Source organism: Streptomyces sp. NPDC090741 (genome assembly GCF_044769045.1).
GTDB lineage: Bacteria > Actinomycetota > Actinomycetes > Streptomycetales > Streptomycetaceae > Streptomyces.
On sequence record NZ_JBIVXF010000005.1, the window covers coordinates 334624 to 357676 of the forward strand.

The following is a 23053-nucleotide window of genomic DNA, read 5'->3' on the forward strand; positions in this document are numbered from 1 at the left end:
CGCCCGCCCGTAGGACGGAGGGCCGGCGGGGCCCCCGGTGCCGGGCCGCGGGCAGGGGCGCTGGGGCGGCGGCCCCGACCGGTACGGACAGGGGGACGTGCAGCGGGTGGCGCATGGCGCGGCGGCCTCTCGGAATCACGTACGGGTCGGGGCGTCGGCAAGGTCGTGGCGGAGGCAAAGCTGGGGGTCGGGTCGGGTCGTCGGGTCGGGTCAGAAGCTGAAGCATTCGGAATGGATGCGCCCGGCCGGCACCCCGGCCCGCAGCAGCGCGCCCTGCGTCGCCTCGGCCATCCCCGGCGGCCCGCACAGGTAGACGTCGTGCTCGGTCAGCTCCGGCACCAGCGCGAGCAGCGCCTGCGGGGCCAGCGGATCGTAGGCGGCGTCGGAGGACCCGAGCAGGTAGTGCAGCCCGGCCTGCCGCTCGGCGGCGATGGCCTCCAGCTCGGACCGCAGCACCAGCTGCTCCGCGGCCCCGGCCCGGTAGAGCAGCGTGATCTCCCCCGGTCCGCCGGGCAGCGTCTCGAACAGCGCCCGCATCGGCGTGATGCCGACCCCGCCCGCGATGAGCAGCACCTTGGGCCGGGTCCGCCGGGCGGCGGTGAGCGCCCCGAACGGCCCGGTGGCGATGACCCTGGTCCCGGGGCGCAGCCGGCGGATCCGGCGGGAGTGCCCGCCGAGCGCCTTCACGGTGATCCGCAGGGCGTGGCCCTGGACCGGCGCGGACAGCGAGAACGGCAGTGCGGTGCGCCACAGCCGCCGCTGCAGGAACCGCCAGCGCAGGAACTGGCCGGGCTCGGCGCGAAGTTCCGCCAGGTGCTCCCCGTACACGAGGACGGAGACCACCCCGGGCCCCTCGACCCGCACCTCGGCCACCCGCAGCGCGTGCCGCAGGGCCTGCCGTACGGGGACCACGGCCCGGTACCAGACCAGCAGGACGGCGACGGTGGCGTGGGCGAGGGCCCAGAACCAGCCGGCCAGGGCGAGATCGGGCCCGGCGAGCTGGTGGCCGAAGGCCAGGGAGGCGGCGAGATGGACGAGGAGGTGGACCCCGCGCCAGGTTTCGTGGCTGACCCGGCGGCGTACGGCCCGGGCGGAACTCACCCCGACGGCGGCCAGCAGGACCGTCCCGGCGAAGGCGGCGGCCACCGCCGGGTAGCCGAACAGCTCCCGGACGGAGGAGACTACGTCGACGCCCTCGTGGACGGCGTATCCGCACAAGGCGAAGAGGGCGTGCCCGAAGCAGAGCAGCAGCACGTGCCGGCCGCCCCGCGCATGCCGGCGGGCGAGCCGGTCGGCGCCGACCCCGTGCTCGACGGAGGGCACCCGGGCCATCAGGAAGAGCAGTACGAGCATCCCGTACCCGGCGAGCAGGCCGGTGAGGTGGGCGGCGGTTGCGAACAGTGCGTCGAGCCGCGCGGAGGGCCGCACCTGCGCCGCCCACAGCAGCGCCACCAGCCCCGCACCACCGAGCGTCCCGCCCTTGACCCGCATCGCCGCATCTCGCACACGGATCACGCTAAGGGCGGTCCGAGCGCCGCCGACCTGCCCGACCCGATCCTTAAGCCGCCCTTGAGGGATGCCTCACCGACCCTTAACCCGGGCGCTGAGGTGCGCGTTCCGTCCGGGTAACAGCGGCGATGCGGCGGGGAAACAGCGGACGCGCACGCTCGTGCCATGACCTCGGAGCAGCAGCGTGTGGCGGTGACGGGCGGCGCTCGCCGTCTCCGCGCCCCGCGCCACCTGCTCACCGACGACGGAGGCTCCTGATCATGGCCGCAGCCACGCCCACGCCCACCCCCGCCATCGTGCTCATCGGCCACGGCATGGTCGGCCAGCGCTACCTGGAGGCCCTCGCCGAGCGCGGGGCCACCGCCACGCACCGGATCACCGTGCTCTGCGAGGAGCCCCGGCCCGCCTACGACCGCGTGCACCTCTCCTCGTACTTCTCCGGCAGCACCCCCGAGGACCTCTCCCTCACCCCCGCCGGCTTCATGGAGCAGCACGGGATCGAGCTGCACCTCGGCGACCCCGCCGAGACCGTCGACCGCGACGCCCGCACCGTCACCTCCCGCTCGGGGCGGGTGTTCCCGTACGACGTGCTCGTCCTCGCGACCGGCAGCCACCCCTTCGTGCCGCCCGTCCCGGGCAAGGACGCCCCCGGCTGCTTCGTCTACCGCACCATCGAGGACCTGCTCGCCATCGAGGAGTACGCGAAGACCCGCACCAGCGGCGCGGTCGTCGGCGGCGGGCTGCTCGGGCTGGAGGCCGCTGGCGCCCTCCAGGGCCTCGGCCTCGCCACCCGCGTCGTGGAGTTCGCCCCGCGCCTGATGCCCGTCCAGGTCGACGACGGCGGTGGCGCGGCCCTGCTGCGCACCATCGAGTCGATGGGGCTGACGGTCCACACCGGCGTCGGCACCCAGGAGGTACTCACCGGAGCGGACGGTTCCGTCACCGGCATGCGGCTCTCCGACGGCTCCACCGTCGACACCGAACTCGTCGTCTTCTCCGCCGGGGTCCGCCCCCGTGACCAGCTCGCCCGCGCCTCGGGCCTGACCGTCGGCGAGCGCGGCGGCATCGGCGTCGACGCCCGCTGCCGCACCTCGGACCCGCGCGTCTACGCCATCGGCGAGTGCGCGCTGGCCGCCGACGGCCGGGTGTACGGGCTGGTCGGCCCCGGGTACGAGATGGCCGAGACGGCCGCCGAGGACCTCCTGGGCCGGGACAGGGAGTTCACCGGAGCCGACCTCTCCACCAAGCTCAAGCTGCTCGGCGTGGACGTGGCCTCCTTCGGCGACGCCCACGGCGCGGCCCCCGGCAGCCTCGACGTCGTCTACTCCGACTCCCGCTCCGGCGTCTACAAGAAGCTGGTCGTCTCCCCGGACGGGGTCCTGCTCGGCGGGGTCCTGATCGGCGACGCCGACTCGTACGGCCTGCTGCGCCCGCTCACCGGCAGCGTCCCGCCGGTCGGCCCCGACCAGCTGGTGCTGCCCGCCGGTCTCGGCGCGCCGGTCGCCCTCGGCCCGTCGGCGCTGCCCGACTCCGCGGTGATCTGCTCCTGCCACAACGTCACCAAGAAGGCGATCACCGCCTGCGCGACCCTCCCCGAGGTCAAGCAGTGCACCAAGGCGGGCACCGGCTGCGGCAGCTGCCTCAAGGTGATCGGCCAACTGCTGCCCTCGGCCGCCGACAAGGGGCTGTGCGGCTGCTTCCCCTTCACCCGTGCCGAGCTCTACGAGATCGTCCGGACCCGCCGGCTGACCTCGTACGAGCAGCTCCTCGACGGCCACGGCCGGGAGGCGGCCCGCGGCGGAGACGGCTGCGAGGTCTGCAAGCCGGCCGTCGGCTCGATCATCGCCTCGCTCGCCCCCACCCTCGGGGCGAGCGGCTACGTGCTCGACGGGGAGCAGGCCGCCCTCCAGGACACCAACGACCACTTCCTGGCGAACCTCCAGCGCAACGGCTCGTACTCGGTCGTCCCGCGCATCCCCGGTGGTGAGATCACCCCCGACAAGCTCATCGTGATCGGCGAGGTGGCCCGCGACTTCGGGCTCTACACGAAGATCACCGGCGGTCAGCGCATCGACCTCTTCGGTGCCGGCGTGGACCAGCTCCCGCGGATCTGGGCCCGGCTCGTGGAGGCCGGATTCGAGTCCGGGCACGCGTACGGGAAGGCGCTGCGCACGGTGAAGTCCTGCGTGGGCCAGACCTGGTGCCGGTACGGAGTCCAGGACTCCGTACGCATGGCCATCGACCTGGAGCTGCGCTACCGGGGCCTGCGGGCTCCGCACAAGCTCAAGTCGGCGGTGTCCGGCTGCGCGCGCGAGTGCGCGGAGGCACAGAGCAAGGACTTCGGGGTGATCGCGACGGCGAACGGCTGGAACCTCTACGTCGGCGGGAACGGCGGGGCCGTCCCGCGCCACGCGGACCTGCTGGCCCAGGACCTGTCGGACGCCGAACTGGTCCGGCTCATCGACCGGTTCCTGATGTTCTACATCCGCACGGCGGACCGGCTGGAGCGCACCTCCACCTGGCTGGACCGGCTGGAGGGCGGCCTGGACCACCTGCGGGACGTGGTCGTGCACGACTCGCTCGGGCTGTGCGCGGAGCTGGAATCGCTGATGGCCGACCACGTGGCGCACTACCGCGACGAATGGGCCGAGACCCTGCAGGACCCGGAGCGGCTGCGCCGGTTCGTGTCCTTCGTGAACGCACCCGGCACCCCCGACCCGACCGTGAAGTTCGTCCCCGAACGCGACCAGGTCAAGCCCGACCTGACCGTTCTCGACATCCGGCCGCTGGAGGCCGTGGGAGGCACCCGATGACCGTGGAACTGCAGGTGGCCGAAGGCTGGCTGACGGTGTGCGAACTGTCCGGCCTGACCCCCGGGCGCGGGGTGGCGGTCCTGCTGCCCGACGGGAGCCAGGCCGCGGTGTTCATCGACCGGTCGGGGCGTACGTACGCCATCGACAACCGGGATCCGTTCACCGGGGCGGCCGTGCTCTCGCGGGGGCTCGTCGGGGGCGCGGAGGGAAGGCCCTTCGTGGCCTCGCCGCTGCTGAAGCAGCGCTTCGACCTCGGGTCGGGGCGCTGCCTGGACGACGAGGAGGCGGCGGTCCGGACCTACCCGGTGCGGACCGCCGTGACCTCGGCGGCAGTGGCGTAGCGGGGCATCAGCCCTGGACGGCCGCCGGGTCCATCCAGACGTACTCCCAGACGTGGCCCTCCAGGTCCTCGAAGGCGCGACCGTACATGAAGCCGAGGTCCTGGGCCGGTCGGGGTTCGGTGGCGCCCGCCGCGAGGGCGGCGCCGACCACCTCGTCGACCTGCTCCCGGCTCTCCGCGCTCAGGGCGAGCATCACCTCGGTGGTCTTGGTGGCGTCCGCGACCTCCTTGGTGGCGAAGTCCTTGAAGCGGGCCTCGGTCATCAGCATCGCGAAGATCGTGTCGCTGATGACGAGGCAGCCGGTCTTGTCGTCGCTGAACTGGGGGTTGAAGGAGTAGCCGAGCTTGCCCCAGAACGCCTTGGAGGCCTCGATGTCCTTGACCGGCAGGTTGACGAAGATCATGGTGGGCATCTCGGTCCCTCTTCTCTCGTACGTGCGTCTCGTGTGCGCTTTCGAGATATAGACCGGGGCCCCCGGGAAAACTCATCGCTCTCGCGGAAACTTTTCCGAGGACTGCGCAGAAGATCGCTGCGAGCGGCCGGTCGAGGCACATCTGTGCAGGTCAGGACGGGGAGCGGAGCTCCAGGGCGGCCAGCGGGACGAAACCGCGGGCGTCCTTGCGGTGGAGCAGCGCGGGGTCCGGCCCGGCCAGCCGCCTGTGCAGGGCCAGGGCGATCCGCTCGCCCGTCGCCTTCGCCCGCTCCGCGTTCGGCCCCCGGTGCAGGCCGTCGACGGCGGCGTTCCACAGCTGGACCCAGCGCCCGAAGTCCTCGGCGGTCATCGCGCGCGCCGCGTGCAGGGCGGCGTGCGGGCCGAAGGCGTCGCGCCCGTAGCCGGCCGTACGGAACAGGGCCCGCTCCCAGAAGTCCGTGATCCGGGGCAGGTGGACCTCCAGGTCCGTGCCGGCGATCTCGGTGAAGAACGGCCCGATCCGCCGGTCGGCGAAAGCGGCGGTGTAGAAGCGGCGCAGCACGACGGTGAGGTCGGCGCGGCCGGAGATGTCGTTGTCCGCGGCGAACTGGTTCATGGCTGCACCATCCTGGCGCACGCGGGGGTGCCCCAGGGTGGAAAGTCCCGCCGTTCGTCACTTCGTGCGGATCGCGGGCGAACCGGTCGCCCGCGCGGGCCCCCGATCGCATGACCGGTCCGGGGGCCCTCGTCGACTGCCTCGGCTGACTGGCGCGGCCGATGCGGCCGATGCGGCCGCGGGCGGCCCCGGCCGGGTCAGGAAGCCACCGCTCCGCCCTTCAGCAGCGCGGCCCCCAGCGGGGTCACCGTGTGCAGGACGGCGTTGCCCCGGCGCAGGGTGGTGACCAGGCCCGCCTCGCGCATCACGCAGGCGTGCTGGCTGGCGGAGGCCAGCGAGACCCCGGCCCTGCGGGCCAGCTCGCTGGTGGTGGCTCCGTCGCCGATGGCCCGCAGCACCACCGAGCGGGTGTGCCCGACGAGCTTGCCCAGCGTGCGCTGGCGCTGCTCCTCCAGGGGCCGAATCGATTCGCCCGCGGCGGACGCCGAGGCCAGTTGCGCGGCGGCCGGGTAGACCAGCACCGGAGGCAGCTCCGGGTCGTGCAGGGTCACGGCGGTGCGCCGGCAGAAGAACGACGGCTGGAGCAGCAGCCCGCGCCCCCGCAGCCGGACATCGCGGTCCACGGGGTAGTCGCACTCCAGGACCGGCGCCCGCCAGCGCAGCATCGGCGGCAGTGAGGCCAGCAGCTCGTCCGCGCCCCCGTCCAGCAGGGCCCGGCCGCGCGCGGCCCGCTCGGCCTCGATCTGGGCCTGTATGTGGGTCCAGTACGGCTCCACGGCCGCCCGGTGGTAGCCGCGCAGCTCGCCCATCAGCCTCGGCAGGTGTTTGGTACCGCCCTCCATGAAGTCCCGCAGCCGCCGCGGGACCGGCCCGTCGACGCCCCCGCTGACGGCCGAGGGCATGCCGAACGCGGCCCCGACGCCGGTGCCCGCGCCCAGCAGCGCGAGCTCGCGCCGCATCCGCTCGGGGCGGATCCCGCGCAGGGCGTCCAGTCCCACGTCCCACCCGTACTGCCCCTCCACAGGGGTCAGGAAATCGGGAAAATAACCACGACTCGGTATGAGCGCACCGAGCAAGCGTGTTTCACTATTCAACCTGCTCCGGGTTTCCGTACGCCATTCACCGAAGAGCCGCGCATCACGCCGGTCTCTTAAGCGGTGAAAACTCAGAATCGTTTCCCACAACGCATCGGGACGCCCTGCCATCCGTACGCGTGCCAGGTCCACTCCAGTGAAATGGATACGCAGCACCGAACCCCCACCTGTGCAACCGCAATCCCCCCGCCTCATGAGTATGCATGCCGTCACACGACGTCACCACGCCCTTTCAGCCACAGTTGAAACCCCTTTCGGCGGGGGCGTGACAACCGAAATCCTGTACTCCGCCAGGCACACTCCGGTGCGACCGAAACGCTCCGTGAAGGCCGTGGGGGGCTTTGCGGGGCCTGGCGGTCGGTCGCACCGGGAAGCGCCGACGTGTCTGGCAGATTGACAGCAGGCGGTGGACGGGTGGGGATCCGTCCACCGCCTGCTGGCGTAAGGATTTGTTGAACAACAAAAAAGAGGCGCGTCCGCCCTCGGGGGTCAGGGAACCCGGGGGCGGACGCGCAGTCAGCGGGCCGTGTCAGGCCTGGCGGGACTCAGCGGCTGTCGCTGCCCTTCGCCTCGGCGGCGGCACGGCCGGCCTCCAGGCGCGCCACCGGAATCCGGAACGGCGAGCAGGAGACGTAGTCGAGACCCACCTCGTGGAAGAAGTGGACGGACTCGGGGTCGCCGCCGTGCTCGCCGCAGACGCCGAGCTTCAGGTCGGGGCGGGTCGCCCGGCCGGCCTGGACCGCGCTGCGGACCAGCGCGCCGACGCCGTCCTTGTCGATGGTCTCGAACGGCGAGACCCCGAAGATGCCCTTCTCCAGGTACGCGGTGAAGAAGCTGGCCTCGACGTCGTCGCGGGAGAAGCCCCACACCGTCTGGGTCAGGTCGTTCGTACCGAAGGAGAAGAACTGCGCGGCCTCGGCGATCTGCCCGGCCGTGAGGGCGGCGCGGGGCAGCTCGATCATCGTGCCGACGGTCAGCTTGAGGCTGGTGCCCGTGGCGGCCTCGACCTCGGCGATGACCGCGTCGGCCTCGTCGCGGACGATCTCCAGTTCCTGGACGGTGCCCACGAGCGGGACCATGATCTCGGCGCGCGGGTCGCCCTTGGCGTTCTTGCGCTCGGCCGCGGCCTCGGCGATCGCCCGGACCTGCATGGCGAACAGACCGGGGATGACCAGGCCGAGGCGGACACCGCGCAGACCCAGCATCGGGTTCTGCTCGTGCAGCTTGTGCACGGCCTGGAGCAGGCGCAGGTCGTTCTCGTTGGCGTCCTTGCGGGCCTCGGCGAGGGCGACGCGCACCGACAGCTCGGTGATGTCGGGCAGGAACTCGTGCAGCGGCGGGTCGAGGAGGCGGACGGTGACGGGCAGTCCGTCCATGGCCTCGAACAGCTCGACGAAGTCCTTCTTCTGGAGCGGCAGGAGGGCACTCAGTGCCTCCTCGCGCTCCTTGTCGGTGTCCGCGAGGATCAGGTGCTCGACCAGCTCGCGGCGCTCGCCGAGGAACATGTGCTCGGTGCGGCACAGGCCGATGCCCTGGGCACCGAAGCGGCGGGCGCGCAGCGCGTCCTCGGCGTTGTCGGCGTTGGCGCGCACCCGCAGCCGGCGGACGCGGTCCGCGTAGGCCATGATCCGGTGGACGGCCTGGACCAGCTCGTCGGCGTCGTCGGCGCCGGCGTGCATGCGGCCCTCGAAGTACTCGACGACCGGGGACGGTACGACGGGTACCTCACCGAGGTAGACCTTGCCGGTCGAGCCGTCGATGGAGACGACGTCACCCTCCTCGATCACCTTGCCGCCGACCGTCATACGGCGGCGCTTGGTGTCGACTTCGAGGTCCTCGGCGCCGCAGACGCAGGTCTTGCCCATGCCGCGGGCCACGACGGCGGCGTGCGAGGTCTTGCCTCCGCGCGAGGTCAGGATGCCCTCGGCGGCGATCATGCCGTCCAGGTCGTCCGGGTTGGTCTCGCGGCGGATCAGGATGACCTTCTCGCCGGAGCGCGACCACTTGACGGCCGTGTACGAGTCGAAGACGGCCTTGCCGACGGCCGCGCCCGGGGAGGCGGCGATGCCGCGGCCGAGCAGCTCCGTCTTGGCGTCGTCGTCGAAGCGCGGGAACATCAGCTGCGCCAGCTGGGCGCCGTTGACACGCTGGAGCGCCTCGGCCTCGTCGATCAGGCCCTGGTCCACGAGCTGGGTGGCGATGCGGAAGGCGGCGCCGGCGGTGCGCTTGCCGACGCGGGTCTGCAGCATCCACAGCTGGCCGCGCTCGATGGTGAACTCGATGTCGCAGAGATCCTTGTAGTGGGTCTCCAGCGTCGTCATGATCGTCATGAGCTGGTCGTAGGAGGCCTTGTCGATGGTCTCCAGGTCCGCCAGCGGGACGGTGTTGCGGATGCCCGCGACGACGTCCTCGCCCTGGGCGTTCTGCAGGTAGTCGCCGTACACGCCCGCGTGGCCGCTGGCCGGGTCGCGGGTGAAGGCGACGCCGGTGCCGGAGTCGGGGCCGAGGTTGCCGAAGACCATGGAGCAGATGTTGACCGCGGTGCCCAGGTCGCTCGGGATGCGCTCCTGGCGGCGGTAGAGCTTGGCGCGCTCGGTGTTCCAGGAGTTGAAGACCGCCTCGACGGCGAGGTCCAGCTGCTCGCGGGCGTCCTGCGGGAACTCGCGGCCGGCCTGCTTGGCGACGATCTTCTTGAAGCGGGTGACCAGCTTCTTCAGGTCGGCGGCGTCGAGGTCGGTGTCGACGGCGACCTTCTTGGCGGCCTTGGCCTCGTCGAGGGCTTCCTCGAAGAGCTCTCCGTCCACGTCCAGGACGGTCTTGCCGAACATCTGGATCAGACGGCGGTACGAGTCCCACGCGAAGCGCTCGTTGCCGGCCTGGGCGGCGAGGCCGGCCACGGACTCGTCGGAGAGGCCGATGTTGAGGACCGTGTCCATCATGCCCGGCATGGAGAACTTGGCACCGGAGCGCACGGAGACCAGGAGCGGGTCGTCCGACTGGCCGAGCTTCTTGCCCATCTTCGCCTCGAGGGCGGCCAGGTGGGCGCTGACCTCGTCGCGCAGCGCGGCCGGAGCCTCACCGCTGGCGAGGTAGACCTTGCAGGCCTCGGTGGTGATGGTGAAGCCGGGAGGGACCGGCAGACCCAGGTTGGTCATCTCGGCGAGGTTGGCCCCCTTGCCGCCGAGAAGGTCCTTGAGGTCGCGGTTTCCCTCGGTGAAGTCGTAGACGAACTTCTGATCTTTGTTTTCCGACACGGGTCTCGACTCCTCGAGGACTCGGTGGCTGCCCTGACGGCCAGGAACATACCCAGATCGAAGGCTTCTGGGTACGTCCACTTGGCCGTCATGTGGCTGTAACCACTCGTGCGCCACCAGATCGAAAGTAACCAATGAGTAGCCAGAACATACGAAGAGTGTTCACCTCCCGAAGACGGAAGGGCTCCCTGAGGCTTGTTCCCGCTCGGATGAGCGATCATCGATACATTTGCGTTCAACTCTTGAACGAACAAAGGGTGGCACCCAGTGCCACCCTTTGGAAGTCATACCCGTGATTTTCGCGCTCATGTGAGCGCAACCCCACCCATGCGTGGCGTATGTCACGCCGCTGACGGCACAGTTTGTCAGCTGATTCTCAGCCCCCGGACGTGTCCAGTTCGGCATCCTCGCTCACGCCCGCGCAGTCGTACGGATCCTTCAGCCAGCCATCCGGGAGGACAACCCGGTTGTTTCCGGACGTCCGGCCGCGCGGGCCGTCCGCGCTCTCGGGCCACGGCTGGTCCAGGTCGAGCTCGCTCAGATGAGCGTTCAACTCGGCCAGCGACGAGGTGACGGCCAGCTTCTTCCGCATCTCGGAACCCACCGAGAAGCCCTTGAGGTACCAGGCCACGTGCTTACGGAAGTCGATCACCCCGCGCGCCTCGTCACCGATCCACTCGCCCAGCAGCTGGGCGTGCCGGTGCATGGTGGCCGCGACCTCGCGCAGCGTGGGCTTGTGGAAGTCCTCGGGGCGCCCCTCGAAGGCCGCGACCAGGTCGTTGAACAGCCACGGCCGGCCGAGGCAGCCGCGCCCCACGACCACGCCGTCGCAGCCGGTCTCGCGGACCATGCGCAGCGCGTCCTCGGCGCACCAGATGTCGCCGTTGCCGAGCACGGGGATCTCCGGCACGTGCTCCTTGAGCCGGGCGATGGCGTCCCAGTCGGCGGTGCCGCCGTAGTGCTGGGCGGTGGTGCGCCCGTGCAGGGCGATGGCGGTGACGCCCTCCTCGACGGCGATGCGGCCGGCGTCCAGGTAGGTGAGGTGGTCGTCGTTGATGCCCTTGCGCATCTTCATGGTGACCGGCAGGTCGCCGGCGCCCGCGACCGCCTCGCGCAGGATCGCGCGCAGCAGGTTCCGCTTGTACGGGAGGGCGGAGCCGCCGCCCTTGCGGGTCACCTTGGGTACCGGGCAGCCGAAGTTGAGGTCGATGTGGTCGGCGCGGTCCTCTTCGACGATCATGCGGACCGCCTTGCCGACCGTCGCCGGGTCGACTCCGTACAGCTGGATCGAGCGGGGCTTCTCGGTCTCGTCGAAGTGGATCAGCTGCATGGTCTTCTCGTTGCGCTCGACCAGGGCGCGGGTCGTGATCATCTCGCTCACGAACAGCCCCTTGCCGCCGCTGAACTCCCGGCAGAGGGTACGGAACGGGGCATTGGTGATGCCGGCCATGGGGGCGAGCACCACGGGGGGCTGCACGGTGTGCGGGCCGATCGCGAGCGGCGGGGGGAGCGTGGTCATCCCCCCATTGTCGCCCAGCCGAACCGGAGCACGCATCTCTTTAGTTAGGCGTACTATCGGAACCATGCCGGAGTTGAGCCGCCGACGGAGGATGCTGGTCCTGGCGATCTGCTGCATGAGCCTGCTCATCGTCAGCCTCGACGTGACCGTCCTGAACGTCGCACTCCCCTCGATGCGCCGTGAGCTGCACGCCTCGGTCTCCGGGATGCAGTGGACGCTCGACGCGTACACGCTGGTCCTGGCCTCGCTGCTGATGCTGGCGGGCTCCACGGCGGACCGGATCGGACGCCGCAAGGTCTTCAAGGCGGGCCTCGTGGTCTTCACGGCGGGCTCGCTGCTCTGTTCGCTGGCGCCGACGCTGGAGTGGCTGATCGTCTTCCGGATGGTCCAGGCCGTGGGCGGCTCGATGCTCAACCCGGTCGCCATGTCGATCATCACCAACACCTTCACGGATCCGCGGGAGCGGGCCCGCGCCATCGGCGCCTGGGGCGCGGTGGTCGGCATCTCCATGGCCGTGGGCCCGCTGATCGGCGGGCTGCTGGTGGAATCCGTCGGCTGGCGGTCCATTTTCTGGATCAACCTTCCGGTCGGGCTGCTGGCCCTGGCGCTGACCCTGCGGTTCGTCCCCGAGTCGCGGGCCGCGCGCCCGCGCCGCCCCGACCCGGTGGGACAGCTGCTGGTCATGGCCCTGCTGGGCTCCATGACGTACGGGATCATCGAGGCCCCGAGCGCGGGGTGGAACGCTCCCGTCATCCTCGGCTGCGCGGCGCTGGCCGTGGCCTCGCTGACGGGACTGCTGCTCTACGAGCCGCGGCGGGCGGAGCCGCTGATCGACCCGCGGTTCTTCCGGAGCGCTCCGTTCAGCGGCGCCACGGTGATCGCGGTCAGCGCCTTCGCCGCGCTGTCGGGGTTCCTGTTCCTGAACACCCTGTACCTGCAGGACGTACGCGGGCTCAGCGCGCTCGACGCCGGGCTCTACATGCTGCCGATGGCGCTGATGACCTTCCTCTGCGCCCCGCTGTCGGGCCGTCTCGTCGGCAGTCGGGGGCCGCGGCCGTCGCTGCTGATCGCCGGGACGGCGATGGCGGCGAGCGGGGTGCTGTTCGCCGCCTTCTCGGCGGAGACCTCGACGCCGCTGCTGTTCACCGCGTACGTGCTGTTCGGGCTGGGCTTCGGCATGGTGAACGCGCCCATCACCAACACGGCGGTCTCCGGGATGCCCCGGGCCCAGGCGGGGGTGGCTGCCGCGGTGGCCTCGACCAGCAGGCAGACCGGCGGCACGCTGGGCGTGGCCGTGATCGGCGCGGTCCTGGCGTCGGGGACGGCGGGCGGCGCCGGTTTCATCGAGGCGACGCGGCCGGCCTGGTGGATCATCACGGGCTGCGGACTGGTCGCGCTCGTGGTGGGGGCCGCGACCAGCGGCCGGTGGGCCATGGGGACGGCGGCGCGGACGGCCCGCACGCTGGAGCGGGCGGCGGCAGGGCCTTCGCGGGCCGCGGCTCCGCCGCGCGGCTGAGAGCCCGGGTGGGTCCGGCGGCGGACGTCCGGGGAGGTGTCGTCCTCTACTCGCCGCAGTTGAAGTGTTCGGGGTTCGAGTCGATCCGGCCCAGCAGTCCGCGCAGCGCGTCCTGATCCTGCTGCGAGAACGCGGAGAACAGCGAGACCTCGACCTCGTCGAGCGCCGCGTTCGTCTTGGCGAGGGCGGTTGATCCCGCCTCGGTGATGGCCACGTTGTGGCGGCGGCGGTCGGCCGGATCCCGGCGGCGGACGGCCAGGCCCTCGCCCTCCAGGTCGTTGAGGATGCCGACCAGCACGCTCGGATCCACCTCCAGCCGCTCGGCGAGCACCCGCTGGCCGATGGGGCCGTCCTCCAGGTGCATCAACGTCATCGCGTGCCGCGGGGCGAGCCCGGCCGCGCTGAGCGCCTTCTTCATGAGGGTCTCGGTGATCGAGCCGTGCCAGGCCAGCAGCAGGCCCAGCCGCTGCGGGGGGTGCGGGGATTCCTGAGCTGCCGTCATATCGGACATCGTAACAATCAGGGAATGGTTGCGGAGTTTCGATCGTTGATGAGTTTCAATGATTTGAAACCCCCGATCATTGGAGCTCATCATGTTCATTGCGTACGCCATCGTCGCCGGCCTGCTCGCACTCGTCCTGGCCGCGTCGGCCACGTTCACGCTCCAGCGGAACGAGGCGGTCATGGCGAGCATGCGGAAGGTCGAGGTCCCGGACGCCTGGCTGCCCCGGCTGGCCGCCCTGAAGGCGGCCGGCGCGGTGGGCCTGGTCGCGGGCCTGTGGGTGACCCCTCTGGGCGTGGCCGCCGCGGTCGGAGTGACGCTCTACTTCATCGGCGCGGTCATCAGCCATCTGCGCGTCAAGGACTTCGAACTGGCCCCGGCGGCCATCCTCGCCCTGGTCGCGGCGGTGGCGCTGGCCCTGCGGGTGGCGGCGTAGCGCCCGGACGGGTGACAGATATTGAAATCTGTCACCCGTCATGCCATGGTTGTTCCATGACCGCGAACGAGAACATCCGCACCCTCGGCTCGACCGGCCCCTCCGTCTTCCCGCTGGGGCTGGGCTGCATGGGCATGTCCGCCCTGTACGGGGAGGCCGACCGCACCGAGTCCATCGCGACCATCCACGCCTATCTGGACGCCGTCCCCGACGGCACGGGCGCGCTGCTCGACACCGGCGACTTCTACGGCATGGGGCACAACGAGATGCTCATCGGCGAAGCGCTGCGCACCGCGCCGGCCGCAGCCCGCGAGCAGGCGCTGATCAGCGTGAAGTTCGGCGCCCTGCGCACCGTCGAGGGCGGTTTCGCCGGCTACGACGGCCGTCCCGAGGCCGTCAAGAACTTCCTCGCCTACTCGCTCCAGCGCCTGGGCCGGGACCACATCGACATCTACCGGATCGCCCGCGTCGACCCGTCCGTCCCGATCGAGGAGACCGTCGGCGCCATCGCCGAGGCCGTCGAGGCCGGGCACGTACGGCACATCGGCCTCTCCGAGGTCGGCGCGGACACCCTGCGCCGGGCCGCGGCGGTGGCGCCGATCGCGGACCTCCAGATCGAGTACTCGCTCATCTCCCGCGGCATCGAGGCGGAGATCCTGCCGACCGCCCGCGAGCTGGGCATCGGGGTCACGGCGTACGGGGTGCTGAGCCGCGGCCTGATCAGCGGGCACTTCAGCCGCGACCGGGAGCTGGCGCCGGGCGACTTCCGCGGGATGAGCCCCCGCTTCCAGGGCGAGAACCTGCAGCGCAACCTCGACCTGGTCGACGCCCTGCGCAAGGTCGCGGAGGACAAGGGGGTCAGCGTCGCCCAGACCGCCATCGCCTGGGTGCTCTCGCGCGGCGAGGACATCGTGCCGCTGGTGGGCGCCCGCCGCCGGGACAGACTGGCCGAGGCACTGGGTGCCATGGCCGTGGAACTGAGCGCCGCGGACCTGGCGGCCATCGAGGAGGCGGTCCCGGCGGGAGCCGCGGCCGGCGAGCGGTACCCGGAAGCGCAGATGGCCCACCTCGACAGCGAGCACTGAGCGGGCGGTACGGTCGTACTCATGCCCCCCGCTGCCGGCGAGCCCCTGACACCCGAGCGCATCCTCGCGACCACCGAGGAGGTGCTGCGCCGCTACGGCCCCACCAAGGCGACCGTGGTGGACGTGGCCCGCGCCCTGGGCGTCAGCCACGGCAGCGTGTACCGGCACTTCCCGTCGAAGGCGGCGCTGCGCGAGGCCGTCACGGACCGCTGGCTCGCCAAGAGCGTGGTGCGGCTGGAGGAGATCGCCTCGGCCTCCACGGGCACCGCGCCCTCCAAGTTGGAGGCCTGGCTGGAGGCGCTCTTCGAGGCCAAGCGCCACAAGGCGGGTGACGACCCGGAGCTGTTCGCGACGTACACGGTGCTGCTCGCCGAGAACAGCGGCGTGGTGGACCACCACCTGACGCAGCTGATCGACCAGCTGGGCCGGATCATCGCCGAGGGCGTCGAGGCGGGCTCGCTCAGTGCGTCCGATGTGCCGGCCGCCGCCCGTGCGGTGTTCGACGCCACCGGCCGTTTCCACGATCCGCAGTACGCGGCGGAATGGCTCAAGCCCACGATCATCACGGAGTTCGAGGCGGTCACCGCGCTGGTGATCAGGGGCCTGCGCGCCTGACCCGTCGAGAACGTCCGGAACGAGCCGCTCCGCACGACTTGATGATCATTTTGGGCGTGGCTGACTTGTCCGTACCCCGTCAAACTCCATACGGTCCCCCTACCGCACTTCATCAGGCACGTTCCAGGGGGAATCTTGTCCGCTCAAACGACTCAGGCAGTACAGCCCGGGCCTCCGGCCCGTTCCGGCGGCGCCGCCGCGCTCGGCTGGATCCTGACCATCGGCCTCAACGTGGTCGCGCCGATCCTCACGTACAACCAGCTGCACGACCACGGCTGGAGCGAGTTCGGCGCGCTGCTGGTCAGCAGCGCCTGGCCGGTGCTCGACAGCGTGATCAGCCTGGCCTGGCGCCGCAAGCTCGACGAATTCGCCGTCGTCACCCTGGTGTTCCTGGTGATCACGGCCGTCGTCTCGCTCGTCGGCGCGCACTCGGCCCGCGCACTGCTGATCAAGGACTCGGGTGTGACCGGGCTGTTCGGGCTGCTCTGCCTCGCCACCCTGCTCGCGCCGCGGCCGCTGATGTTCTACTTCGGCCGCAAGTTCGCCACCGACGGCACCCCCGAGAGCACCGCCTGGTGGAACGGCCTCTGGCAGTTCGACGGCTTCCGCCGCACGATGACCGTGATGACCGCGGTGTGGGGCGTGGCCTACCTCGCCGAGGCGGCGGTCCGGGTCGTCCTGGCGTACACGCTGCCCACCGACACCATGGTGGTGATCAGCCCGATCATGATCTACGGGGTGCTCGGCCTGCTGGCCGTGTGGACCACGCTCTACGGCAAGCGCTCGAAGGCCGAGGGTGAGCGGCGCGCCGCCGCGGCCGAGGCCCAGGTCCAGGGCGCCTGAGCGGAGTCGGAAAACGACGGTGGCCCGGTGCGCGTGACGCGCACCGGGCCACCGGCCGTTTCACCCCGGTCGGGGCAAGGTCCTAGCAGCCGAGCAGGCGGCTGCCGAGGTAGCTCTGGATCTGGTCCAGGGAGACGCGCTCCTGCTTCATGGTGTCGCGCTCGCGCACGGTCACCGCGTTGTCGTCCAGGGTGTCGAAGTCGACGGTGACGCAGAACGGCGTGCCGATCTCGTCCTGGCGGCGGTAGCGGCGGCCGATGGCGCCCGCGTCGTCGAACTCGATGTTCCAGTTCTTGCGCAGGTCGGCGGCGAGGCCCTTGGCCTTCGGCGACAGCTGCGGGTTGCGGGACAGCGGCAGGACGGCGACCTTGATCGGGGCCAGGCGCGGGTCGAAGCGCATCACGGTGCGCTTCTCCATGACGCCCTTGGCGTTCGGGGCCTCGTCCTCGATGTACGCGTCGAGCATGAAGGCGAGCATGGCGCGGTTCACACCGGCCGCCGGCTCGATGACGTACGGGGTGTAGCGCTCACCGGCCTCCTGGTCGAAGTAGGTGAGGTCCTGGCCGGAGGCCGCGGAGTGCGCCTTCAGGTCGAAGTCGGTGCGGTTGGCGACGCCCTCCAGCTCGGAGAACTCGCTGCCGCCGAAGTTGAAGCGGTACTCGATGTCGGCGGTGCGCTTCGAGTAGTGGGACAGCTTCTCCTTCGGGTGGTCGTACCAGCGGATGTTCTCCTCGCGGATGCCGAGGCCGCGGTACCAGTTCCACCGCTCCTGCATCCAGTACTCCTGCCACTGCTCGTCCTCGCCCGGCTTGACGAAGAACTCCATCTCCATCTGCTCGAACTCGCGCGTGCGGAAGATGAAGTTGCCCGGAGTGATCTCGTTGCGGAAGGACTTGCCCATCTGCGCGATGCCGAACGGGGGCTTCTTGCGCGAGGTGGTCTGCACGTGGGCGAAGTTGGTGAAGATGCCCTGGGCGGTCTCGGGGCGCAGGTACGCCTTCGAGCCGGTGTCCTGGGTCGGGCCGAGGTGGGTCTCCAGCATGCCGGAGAACTGCTTGGGCTCGGTGAACTGGCCCTTCACACCGCAGTGCGGGCAGTTGATGTCGGCGAGGCCGTTCTCGGGCGGACGGCCGTGCTTGGCCTCGTACGCCTCTTCCAGGTGGTCCGCACGGTGGCGCTTGTGACAGGAGGTGCACTCGGTCAGCGGGTCCGAGAAGGTCGCGACGTGACCGGAGGCCACCCAGACCTCGGGGGCCAGGATCACGGAAGAGTCGAGGCCGACGATGTCCTCGCGCCCGGTGACCATGGCCTTCCACCACTGGCGCTTGATGTTCTCCTTGAGCTCGACACCCAGCGGACCGTAGTCCCAGGCAGCCCTGGAGCCGCCGTAGATGTCACTGCACGGGAAAACGAAGCCACGGCGCTTGCTCAGGCTGACGATGGTTTCGATCTTGTCGGCGGCCACGGTGCTCTCTTCATTACGAGGACGAACGGCGAAGGCTTCAGGTTACCGGCGCCCACACCCCCCCTTTCAAATCGGTTACCCGTTCCCGGCGCCTCACCCGGGCCCCTCACCTGGGTTTTTGACAATCGTTTCCATCTTTGATGAAAATGGATGTCATGAACGTACGACGCCTCATACCCGCCGCCGCCCTCGCCGGAGCCGTAGCCCTCGGCGCCACGGCCCTCACCGCCTGCTCCGCAGGCTCCGCCGGAGGCGGCAAGGACGGCAAGCTCGACGTCATGTCGTCGTTCTACCCGATGCAGTTCCTCGCCGAACAGATCGGCAAGGACCACGTGAAGGTCGCCACCCTGACCAAGCCGGGCGTCGAACCGCACGACCTGGAGATCACCCCGAAGCAGACCGGGCAGCTGGGCGAATCCGACATCGTCCTCTACCTCAAGGGCCTGCAGCCCGCCGTCGACAAGGCCGTCGCCCAGTCCGGCGTGAAGCACGTCGTCGACGCCGCCGAGCTCACCAAGCTGGAGGTCCACGGCTCCTCCGGCCACGACCACGCCGCCGAAGGCGAAGAAGGCCACGATCATGCCCACGGCGAGGCCGGCGAGGACCCGCACGTCTGGCTGGACCCGGTGAAGTACGCCGAGGTCGCCAAGGGCGTCGGCGCGGCCCTGGAGAAGGCCGACCCGGACCACGCGGCGGACTACCGCAAGAACACCGACGAGCTGCTCGGCAAGCTGACCGCGCTCGACACGGAGTTCAAGGACGGCCTGAAGAACACCGCGTCCAAGACCTTCATCACCACGCACTCCGCCTTCGGCTACCTCGCCGAGCGCTACGGCCTCGACCAGGAGGGCATCTCCGGCGTCGACCCCGAGTCCGAGCCGAGCCCGGCCCGGATGAAGGAGCTCCAGGCCGTCGCGAAGAAGGACAATGTCTCGACCGTGTTCTTCGAGACCCTGGCCAGCGACAAGACGGCCAAGACGCTCGCCACCGACACGAGCCTGAAGACCGACGTCCTCGATCCGCTCGAGGGAATCACCGACAAGTCCCAGGGCGCTGACTACTTCGAGGTCATGCGGTCCAACCTGAAGAACCTGCAGAAGGCGCTCGGTAGCAAGTAATGGCAGTAACGGAGGCGCGTGCCATGGAGTCCCAGCCCGCGGAGGCAGCGGACCAGCCCGTCATATCCCTGCGCGGGGCCACGGCCTCGCTCGGCTCGCGCCCCGTGCTGCGCGGGGTCGACCTCACCGTCCGGCGCGGCGAGGTCGTCGCCCTGCTCGGCGCCAACGGCTCCGGCAAGTCCACGGCCGTGCGCGCGGTCGTCGGGCAGGTCCCGCTGTCCGACGGGGAGCTGGCGCTGTTCGGCACGGACTTCAAGCGCTTCCGCGCCTGGTCGCGCATCGGGTACGTCCCGCAGCGCACCACCGCCGCCAGCGGCGTCCCGGCCACCGTCCGCGAGGTGGTCTCCTCCGGCCGGCTCGCCCGCTCCCGCTTCGGCATCCTCCGCAAGGCCGACAAGGCGGCCGTCGAGCGGGCCCTGGCCCTCGTCGACATGAGCCAGTACGCCGACGCCTCCGTCAACGCGCTCTCCGGCGGCCAGCACCAGCGCGTGCTCATCGCGCGGGCGCTCGCCGTGGAGCCCGAACTCCTGATCATGGACGAGCCGATGGCCGGTGTGGACCTCGCCAACCAGGAGGTCCTCGCGAACGCCCTGCGCGAGCAGGTGGCCGCCGGCTCGACCGTCCTGCTCGTCCTGCACGAGCTGGGCCCGCTGGAGCCGCTGATCGACCGCGCCGTCGTCCTGCGCGACGGCTGCGTCGTCCACGACGGCCCGCCCCCGGAGGCAGTGGGGCAGCACGCCCTGCCCGGCCACGACCACGTACACCCCCACGCGGCGCACGACGCCGAGCCGCTCCGGACGGGACTGCTGAGCTGATGGACCTCCTCGACTACGCCTTCATGCAGCGGGCCCTGCTCGCGGCCGTCCTGGTCGGCGTCACCGCCCCGGCCATCGGCACGTATCTGGTGCAGCGCCGCCAGGCCGTCATGGGCGACGGCATCGGGCACGTGGCCATGACCGGTGTCGCGCTCGGCTTCCTGTTCAACGCGAGCCCGGTGTGGACGGCCACCCTGGTCGCGGTCATCGGCGCGGTCGGCATGGAGCTGATCCGCTCCCGCGGCAAGACCAGCGGCGACATCGCACTCGCCATGCTCTTCTACGGCGGCCTCGCCGGCGGTGTGATGATCATCAACCTGGCTCCGGGCGGCTCGACGGCCAATCTGACCAGCTACCTCTTCGGCTCGATCACCACGGTCTCCGCCGAGGACGTCACCGCGGTCGTGATCCTCGCGGCCTTCGTCATCGCCGTCACCCTCGGGTTGCGCCGCCAGCTGTTCGCCGTCTGCCAGGACGAGGAGTTCGCCCGGGTCACCGGCCTGCCGGTGCGCTTCCTGAACCTGCTGATCGCGGTCACCGCCGCCGTCACCGTCACCGTGGCCATGCGGATCGTCGGCCTGCTGCTGGTCAGCGCCATGATGGTGATCCCGGTCGCGGCGGCGCAGCGCGTCACCCGCGGGTTCACCGCCACCCTGTCGGTGGCCATGGTGATCGGCGTGCTGGTCTCGCTCTCCGGTACGACCCTCACGTACTACATCGACGCCCCCTCCGGCGGCACCATCGTGCTGCTCGCGATCGGCGTCTTCATGGTCATGACCGCACTGTCCACGCCGCTGGCCCGGCGCCGCGCGAACGCGGCCCGCGCCGCCGAAGAGGTCTGCACGCGCGATGATGTGAAGGTATAGGAAGGTCGGGGAGGTACGGCCGCCTGGCACAATGGGCCGAGGCCGATACGAGGAGGAACCGGTGGCGACTGCGCCTGGCGAGATGAATACCGCGCCAGTACGAGGACGATCCACCCGGCAGCGGGCAGCCGTCGCCGCGGCGCTGGACGAGGTGGACGAGTTCCGCAGCGCCCAGGAACTGCACGACATGCTCAAGCACCGCGGTGACTCGGTGGGCCTGACCACCGTGTACCGCACCCTCCAGTCGCTCGCCGACGCCGGCGAGGTCGACGTGCTGCGCACCAGCGACGGGGAGTCGGTCTACCGGCGCTGTTCCACCGGGGATCACCACCATCACCTGGTCTGCCGCAAGTGCGGCAAGGCGGTCGAGGTGGAGGGCCCGGCGGTGGAGAAGTGGGCGGAGTCCATCGCCGCCGAACACGGCTACGTGAACGTCGCCCACACGGTGGAGATCTTCGGCACCTGCGCCGACTGCGCGGCCGCTGCCGCCTCCGCCTAGACGCGGCCCGGTCCCAGGACACACATGACGAACCCGGCGGTGATCAGCACCGCCGGGTTCGCGTCATGACACGGAGAGCTCAGGGGGTCAGGCCTTCGGACCCGGCTCGGCCTGGTTCGGGACGGCGCCGCCGAAGCGGCGGTCGCGCTGGGCGTACTCCAGGCAGGCCGCCCACAGGTTGCGGCGGTCGAAGTCCGGCCACAGCACGTCCTGGAAGACCATCTCGGCGTACGCGCTCTGCCACAGCAGGTAGTTGGAGGTGCGCTGCTCGCCGCTCGGCCGCAGGAACAGGTCCACGTCCGGCATGTCCGGGTAGTACATGTACTTCGCGAAGGTCTTCTCGTTGACCTTCGACGGGTCCAGCCTGCCCGCGGCCACGTCCCGCGCGATCGCCTGCGCCGCGTCCGCGATCTCCGCGCGGCCGCCGTAGTTCACGCAGAAGTACAGGGTCATCGCGTCGTTGTCGACGGTCTGCTCCTGGGCGACCTGGAGCTCCTGGACGACCGACTTCCACATCTTCGGCATACGGCCGACCCAGCGGATCCGGATGCCCAGCTCGTTCATCTCGTCGCGGCGGCGCCGGATGACATCGCGGTTGAAGTTCATCAGGAAGCGGACCTCGTCGGGCGAGCGCTTCCAGTTCTCCGTCGAGAAGGCGTACAGGGAGAGGTTCTTGACGCCCATCTCCAGGCAGCCCTTGAGCACGTCGAGCACGACGCCCTCGCCGACCTTGTGGCCCTCGGTGCGCGGCAGGCCGCGCTCCTTGGCCCAGCGACCGTTGCCGTCCATGACCACCGCGACGTGGTTGGGGACGAGCTCGCCGGGGATCTTCGGCGGGCGCTCACCGGACGGGTGCGGCTCGGGAACCTTGTACTCCCGGCGAGAGCGTCCCAGAATCCCGCGTCGTGCCATGTGTCCAGCTCCTATTTCTCGACGTATCGCAGGGAGCGTAGCCCGCGCTCCAGATGCCAGTGCAAATAGGCGGAGACGAGCCCGCTGCCCTCCCGCACGTACCGCGCCTCGCAGGCGTCCGCATGCCCCCAGTCGCCCGTCAGCAGCGCGCTGAGCAGGGCGATGGCCTCCGACGAGGGTACGACGCTGCCGGCCACCCGGCAGTCCCCGCAGACGACCCCGCCCGCGGCGACCGAGAAGTGCCGGTTGGGGCCGTGGATCCCGCACTTCGCGCAGTCCGTGAAGCTGGGCGCGTAACCGTTGACGGCGAGCGAGCGCAGGAGGAACGCGTCGAGGATGAGGTTCGGCTCGTGCTCCCCGCGCGAGAGCGTGCGCAGGGCGCCGATCAGCAGCAGGTACTGCTGCACGGCGGGCTCGCCCTCGTTCTCGGCGAACCGCTCGGCGGTCTCCAGCATCGCGGTGCCGGCGGTGTAGCGGGCGTAGTCGGTGACGATGCCGTTGCCGTACGGGGCGATGATCTCGGTCTGGGTGCAGAGCGGGAGGCTGCGGCCGATCAGCTCGCTGCCCCGGGCGAAGAACTGCACGTCGGCGTGGGAGAAAGGTTCCAGCCCGGCGCCGAACTTGGACTTCGTACGCCGCACCCCGCGGGCGACGGCCCGCACCCGGCCGTGGCCCCGGGTGAGGAGCGTGATGATGCGGTCCGCCTCACCCAGCTTCTGGGTGCGCAGCACGATGCCGTCGTCGCGGAACAGACTCATGCGCCCATTGTCGCCTGTACGGGCACGGCGGAAGGCCCTCCGTCCGGACACGGGTCCGGGACGGA

At 70.6% G+C, this 23053-nt stretch carries 21 protein-coding genes; 11 read left to right on the forward strand and 10 right to left on the reverse strand.

The window, feature by feature from the left end:
* Positions 1-210: 210 nt before the first annotated feature.
* Entirely contained in the window at positions 211-1506 is a 1296-nt protein-coding gene (locus ACIQU4_RS16525; protein ID WP_403730498.1) for a ferric reductase-like transmembrane domain-containing protein, read from the reverse strand.
* A 263-nt stretch (positions 1507-1769) separates the two neighbouring features.
* On the opposite strand from ACIQU4_RS16525, the gene nirB reads away from it, so the two are divergent.
* Together nirB and nirD are read left to right on the forward strand one after the other, a co-directional pair.
* Positions 1770-4322 carry a nitrite reductase large subunit NirB gene (gene nirB / locus ACIQU4_RS16530; protein WP_403730501.1) on the forward strand — a complete coding sequence of 851 codons (2553 nt, stop codon included), beginning with the start codon at positions 1770-1772 and terminating at the stop codon, positions 4320-4322.
* Positions 4319-4663: a nitrite reductase small subunit NirD gene (nirD, locus tag ACIQU4_RS16535; RefSeq protein WP_403730503.1), complete on the forward strand. Its 345-nt coding sequence runs from the start codon at positions 4319-4321 to the stop codon at positions 4661-4663. The genes nirB and nirD overlap by 4 nt, the downstream gene beginning before the upstream one ends.
* Positions 4664-4670: 7 nt before the next feature.
* On the opposite strand, the gene ACIQU4_RS16540 is transcribed toward nirD, so the two are convergent.
* The 5 genes from ACIQU4_RS16540 to dusB form a co-directional block, all read right to left on the reverse strand.
* Positions 4671-5075, reverse strand: a complete 405-nt coding sequence (locus ACIQU4_RS16540; protein ID WP_385583090.1) for a VOC family protein — start codon at positions 5073-5075, stop codon at positions 4671-4673.
* 151 nt (positions 5076-5226) lie between these two features.
* The gene (locus ACIQU4_RS16545; RefSeq protein ID WP_403730506.1) at positions 5227-5691 is read right to left on the reverse strand and encodes a group III truncated hemoglobin; all 465 of its coding nucleotides are present in this window, start codon (positions 5689-5691) and stop codon (positions 5227-5229) included.
* Positions 5692-5888: 197 nt separating this feature from the next.
* Positions 5889-6941, reverse strand: a complete 1053-nt coding sequence (locus tag ACIQU4_RS16550; RefSeq protein WP_385583085.1) for a helix-turn-helix domain-containing protein — start codon at positions 6939-6941, stop codon at positions 5889-5891.
* Positions 6942-7330: 389 nt separating this feature from the next.
* Positions 7331-10039 (reverse strand): pyruvate, phosphate dikinase, encoded by a 2709-nt coding sequence (gene ppdK, locus ACIQU4_RS16555; protein WP_403730509.1) that lies wholly within the window; start codon positions 10037-10039, stop codon positions 7331-7333.
* Between the two features lie 376 nt (positions 10040-10415).
* Positions 10416-11558 (reverse strand): tRNA dihydrouridine synthase DusB, encoded by a 1143-nt coding sequence (dusB, locus tag ACIQU4_RS16560; RefSeq protein WP_030162758.1) that lies wholly within the window; start codon positions 11556-11558, stop codon positions 10416-10418.
* Between the two features lie 64 nt (positions 11559-11622).
* On the opposite strand from dusB, the gene ACIQU4_RS16565 reads away from it, so the two are divergent.
* Positions 11623-13074, forward strand: coding sequence for an MFS transporter (locus tag ACIQU4_RS16565; protein ID WP_403730512.1), 1452 nt, complete (start codon positions 11623-11625; stop codon positions 13072-13074).
* Between the two features lie 46 nt (positions 13075-13120).
* On the opposite strand, the gene ACIQU4_RS16570 is transcribed toward ACIQU4_RS16565, so the two are convergent.
* Positions 13121-13576 carry a MarR family winged helix-turn-helix transcriptional regulator gene (locus ACIQU4_RS16570; protein WP_403730514.1) on the reverse strand — a complete coding sequence of 152 codons (456 nt, stop codon included), beginning with the start codon at positions 13574-13576 and terminating at the stop codon, positions 13121-13123.
* A 91-nt stretch (positions 13577-13667) separates the two neighbouring features.
* Between ACIQU4_RS16570 and ACIQU4_RS16575 the strand changes: the two genes are divergently transcribed.
* The 4 genes from ACIQU4_RS16575 (at position 13668) to ACIQU4_RS16590 (ending at position 16555) form a co-directional block, all read left to right on the forward strand.
* Positions 13668-14012, forward strand: coding sequence for a DoxX family protein (locus ACIQU4_RS16575; RefSeq protein ID WP_403730516.1), 345 nt, complete (start codon positions 13668-13670; stop codon positions 14010-14012).
* A gap of 56 nt (positions 14013-14068) precedes the next feature.
* A complete protein-coding gene (locus ACIQU4_RS16580) occupies positions 14069-15097 on the forward strand; it encodes an aldo/keto reductase (protein ID WP_403730518.1) in 1029 nt (342 codons plus the stop codon).
* A 21-nt stretch (positions 15098-15118) separates the two neighbouring features.
* Positions 15119-15712, forward strand: a complete 594-nt coding sequence (locus ACIQU4_RS16585) for a TetR family transcriptional regulator (protein ID WP_403730520.1) — start codon at positions 15119-15121, stop codon at positions 15710-15712.
* Positions 15713-15847: 135 nt separating this feature from the next.
* Positions 15848-16555 carry a VC0807 family protein gene (locus ACIQU4_RS16590; RefSeq protein WP_403730522.1) on the forward strand — a complete coding sequence of 236 codons (708 nt, stop codon included), beginning with the start codon at positions 15848-15850 and terminating at the stop codon, positions 16553-16555.
* Positions 16556-16637: 82 nt separating this feature from the next.
* Here ACIQU4_RS16590 and ACIQU4_RS16595 read toward each other — a convergent pair whose 3' ends face one another.
* Entirely contained in the window at positions 16638-18020 is a 1383-nt protein-coding gene (locus ACIQU4_RS16595; protein WP_403730525.1) for a glycine--tRNA ligase, read from the reverse strand.
* 155 nt (positions 18021-18175) lie between these two features.
* Between ACIQU4_RS16595 and ACIQU4_RS16600 the strand changes: the two genes are divergently transcribed.
* The 4 genes from ACIQU4_RS16600 (at position 18176) to ACIQU4_RS16615 (ending at position 21318) form a co-directional block, all read left to right on the forward strand.
* On the forward strand, positions 18176-19138 hold the full coding sequence (locus ACIQU4_RS16600) for a metal ABC transporter substrate-binding protein (protein ID WP_403730527.1): 963 nt from the start codon (positions 18176-18178) through the stop codon (positions 19136-19138).
* A gap of 23 nt (positions 19139-19161) precedes the next feature.
* On the forward strand, positions 19162-19953 hold the full coding sequence (locus ACIQU4_RS16605; RefSeq protein WP_403730530.1) for a metal ABC transporter ATP-binding protein: 792 nt from the start codon (positions 19162-19164) through the stop codon (positions 19951-19953).
* A complete protein-coding gene (locus ACIQU4_RS16610; RefSeq protein ID WP_403730533.1) occupies positions 19953-20819 on the forward strand; it encodes a metal ABC transporter permease in 867 nt (288 codons plus the stop codon). The genes ACIQU4_RS16605 and ACIQU4_RS16610 overlap by 1 nt, the downstream gene beginning before the upstream one ends.
* Positions 20820-20880: 61 nt before the next feature.
* Positions 20881-21318: a Fur family transcriptional regulator gene (locus tag ACIQU4_RS16615; protein WP_385583050.1), complete on the forward strand. Its 438-nt coding sequence runs from the start codon at positions 20881-20883 to the stop codon at positions 21316-21318.
* Positions 21319-21405: 87 nt separating this feature from the next.
* Here ACIQU4_RS16615 and ACIQU4_RS16620 read toward each other — a convergent pair whose 3' ends face one another.
* On the reverse strand, positions 21406-22230 hold the full coding sequence (locus ACIQU4_RS16620) for an isoprenyl transferase (protein WP_266667195.1): 825 nt from the start codon (positions 22228-22230) through the stop codon (positions 21406-21408).
* A gap of 11 nt (positions 22231-22241) precedes the next feature.
* Positions 22242-22988: a DNA repair protein RecO gene (recO, locus tag ACIQU4_RS16625; RefSeq protein ID WP_403730537.1), complete on the reverse strand. Its 747-nt coding sequence runs from the start codon at positions 22986-22988 to the stop codon at positions 22242-22244.
* Between the last annotated feature and the right edge of the window lie 65 nt (positions 22989-23053).

What these genes read in the sequence shown, in the direction of transcription:
- ACIQU4_RS16565 (WP_403730512.1), top strand. Translation starts at nt 11,623, where the DNA reads ATGCCGGAGTTGAGCCGCCGACGGAGGATGCTGGTCCTGGCGATCTGC.
- ACIQU4_RS16600 (WP_403730527.1), top strand. Translation starts at nt 18,176, where the DNA reads ATGAACGTACGACGCCTCATACCCGCCGCCGCCCTCGCCGGAGCCGTA.
- ACIQU4_RS16545 (WP_403730506.1), bottom strand. Translation starts at nt 5,691, where the DNA reads ATGAACCAGTTCGCCGCGGACAACGACATCTCCGGCCGCGCCGACCTC.
- ACIQU4_RS16575 (WP_403730516.1), top strand. Translation starts at nt 13,668, where the DNA reads ATGTTCATTGCGTACGCCATCGTCGCCGGCCTGCTCGCACTCGTCCTG.
- ACIQU4_RS16605 (WP_403730530.1), top strand. Translation starts at nt 19,162, where the DNA reads ATGGAGTCCCAGCCCGCGGAGGCAGCGGACCAGCCCGTCATATCCCTG.
- dusB (WP_030162758.1), bottom strand. Translation starts at nt 11,558, where the DNA reads ATGACCACGCTCCCCCCGCCGCTCGCGATCGGCCCGCACACCGTGCAG.
- ACIQU4_RS16580 (WP_403730518.1), top strand. Translation starts at nt 14,069, where the DNA reads ATGACCGCGAACGAGAACATCCGCACCCTCGGCTCGACCGGCCCCTCC.
- ACIQU4_RS16620 (WP_266667195.1), bottom strand. Translation starts at nt 22,230, where the DNA reads ATGGCACGACGCGGGATTCTGGGACGCTCTCGCCGGGAGTACAAGGTT.
- ACIQU4_RS16610 (WP_403730533.1), top strand. Translation starts at nt 19,953, where the DNA reads ATGGACCTCCTCGACTACGCCTTCATGCAGCGGGCCCTGCTCGCGGCC.
- ACIQU4_RS16570 (WP_403730514.1), bottom strand. Translation starts at nt 13,576, where the DNA reads ATGACGGCAGCTCAGGAATCCCCGCACCCCCCGCAGCGGCTGGGCCTG.
- ACIQU4_RS16585 (WP_403730520.1), top strand. Translation starts at nt 15,119, where the DNA reads ATGCCCCCCGCTGCCGGCGAGCCCCTGACACCCGAGCGCATCCTCGCG.
- recO (WP_403730537.1), bottom strand. Translation starts at nt 22,988, where the DNA reads ATGAGTCTGTTCCGCGACGACGGCATCGTGCTGCGCACCCAGAAGCTG.
- nirB (WP_403730501.1), top strand. Translation starts at nt 1,770, where the DNA reads ATGGCCGCAGCCACGCCCACGCCCACCCCCGCCATCGTGCTCATCGGC.
- ACIQU4_RS16540 (WP_385583090.1), bottom strand. Translation starts at nt 5,075, where the DNA reads ATGCCCACCATGATCTTCGTCAACCTGCCGGTCAAGGACATCGAGGCC.
- nirD (WP_403730503.1), top strand. Translation starts at nt 4,319, where the DNA reads ATGACCGTGGAACTGCAGGTGGCCGAAGGCTGGCTGACGGTGTGCGAA.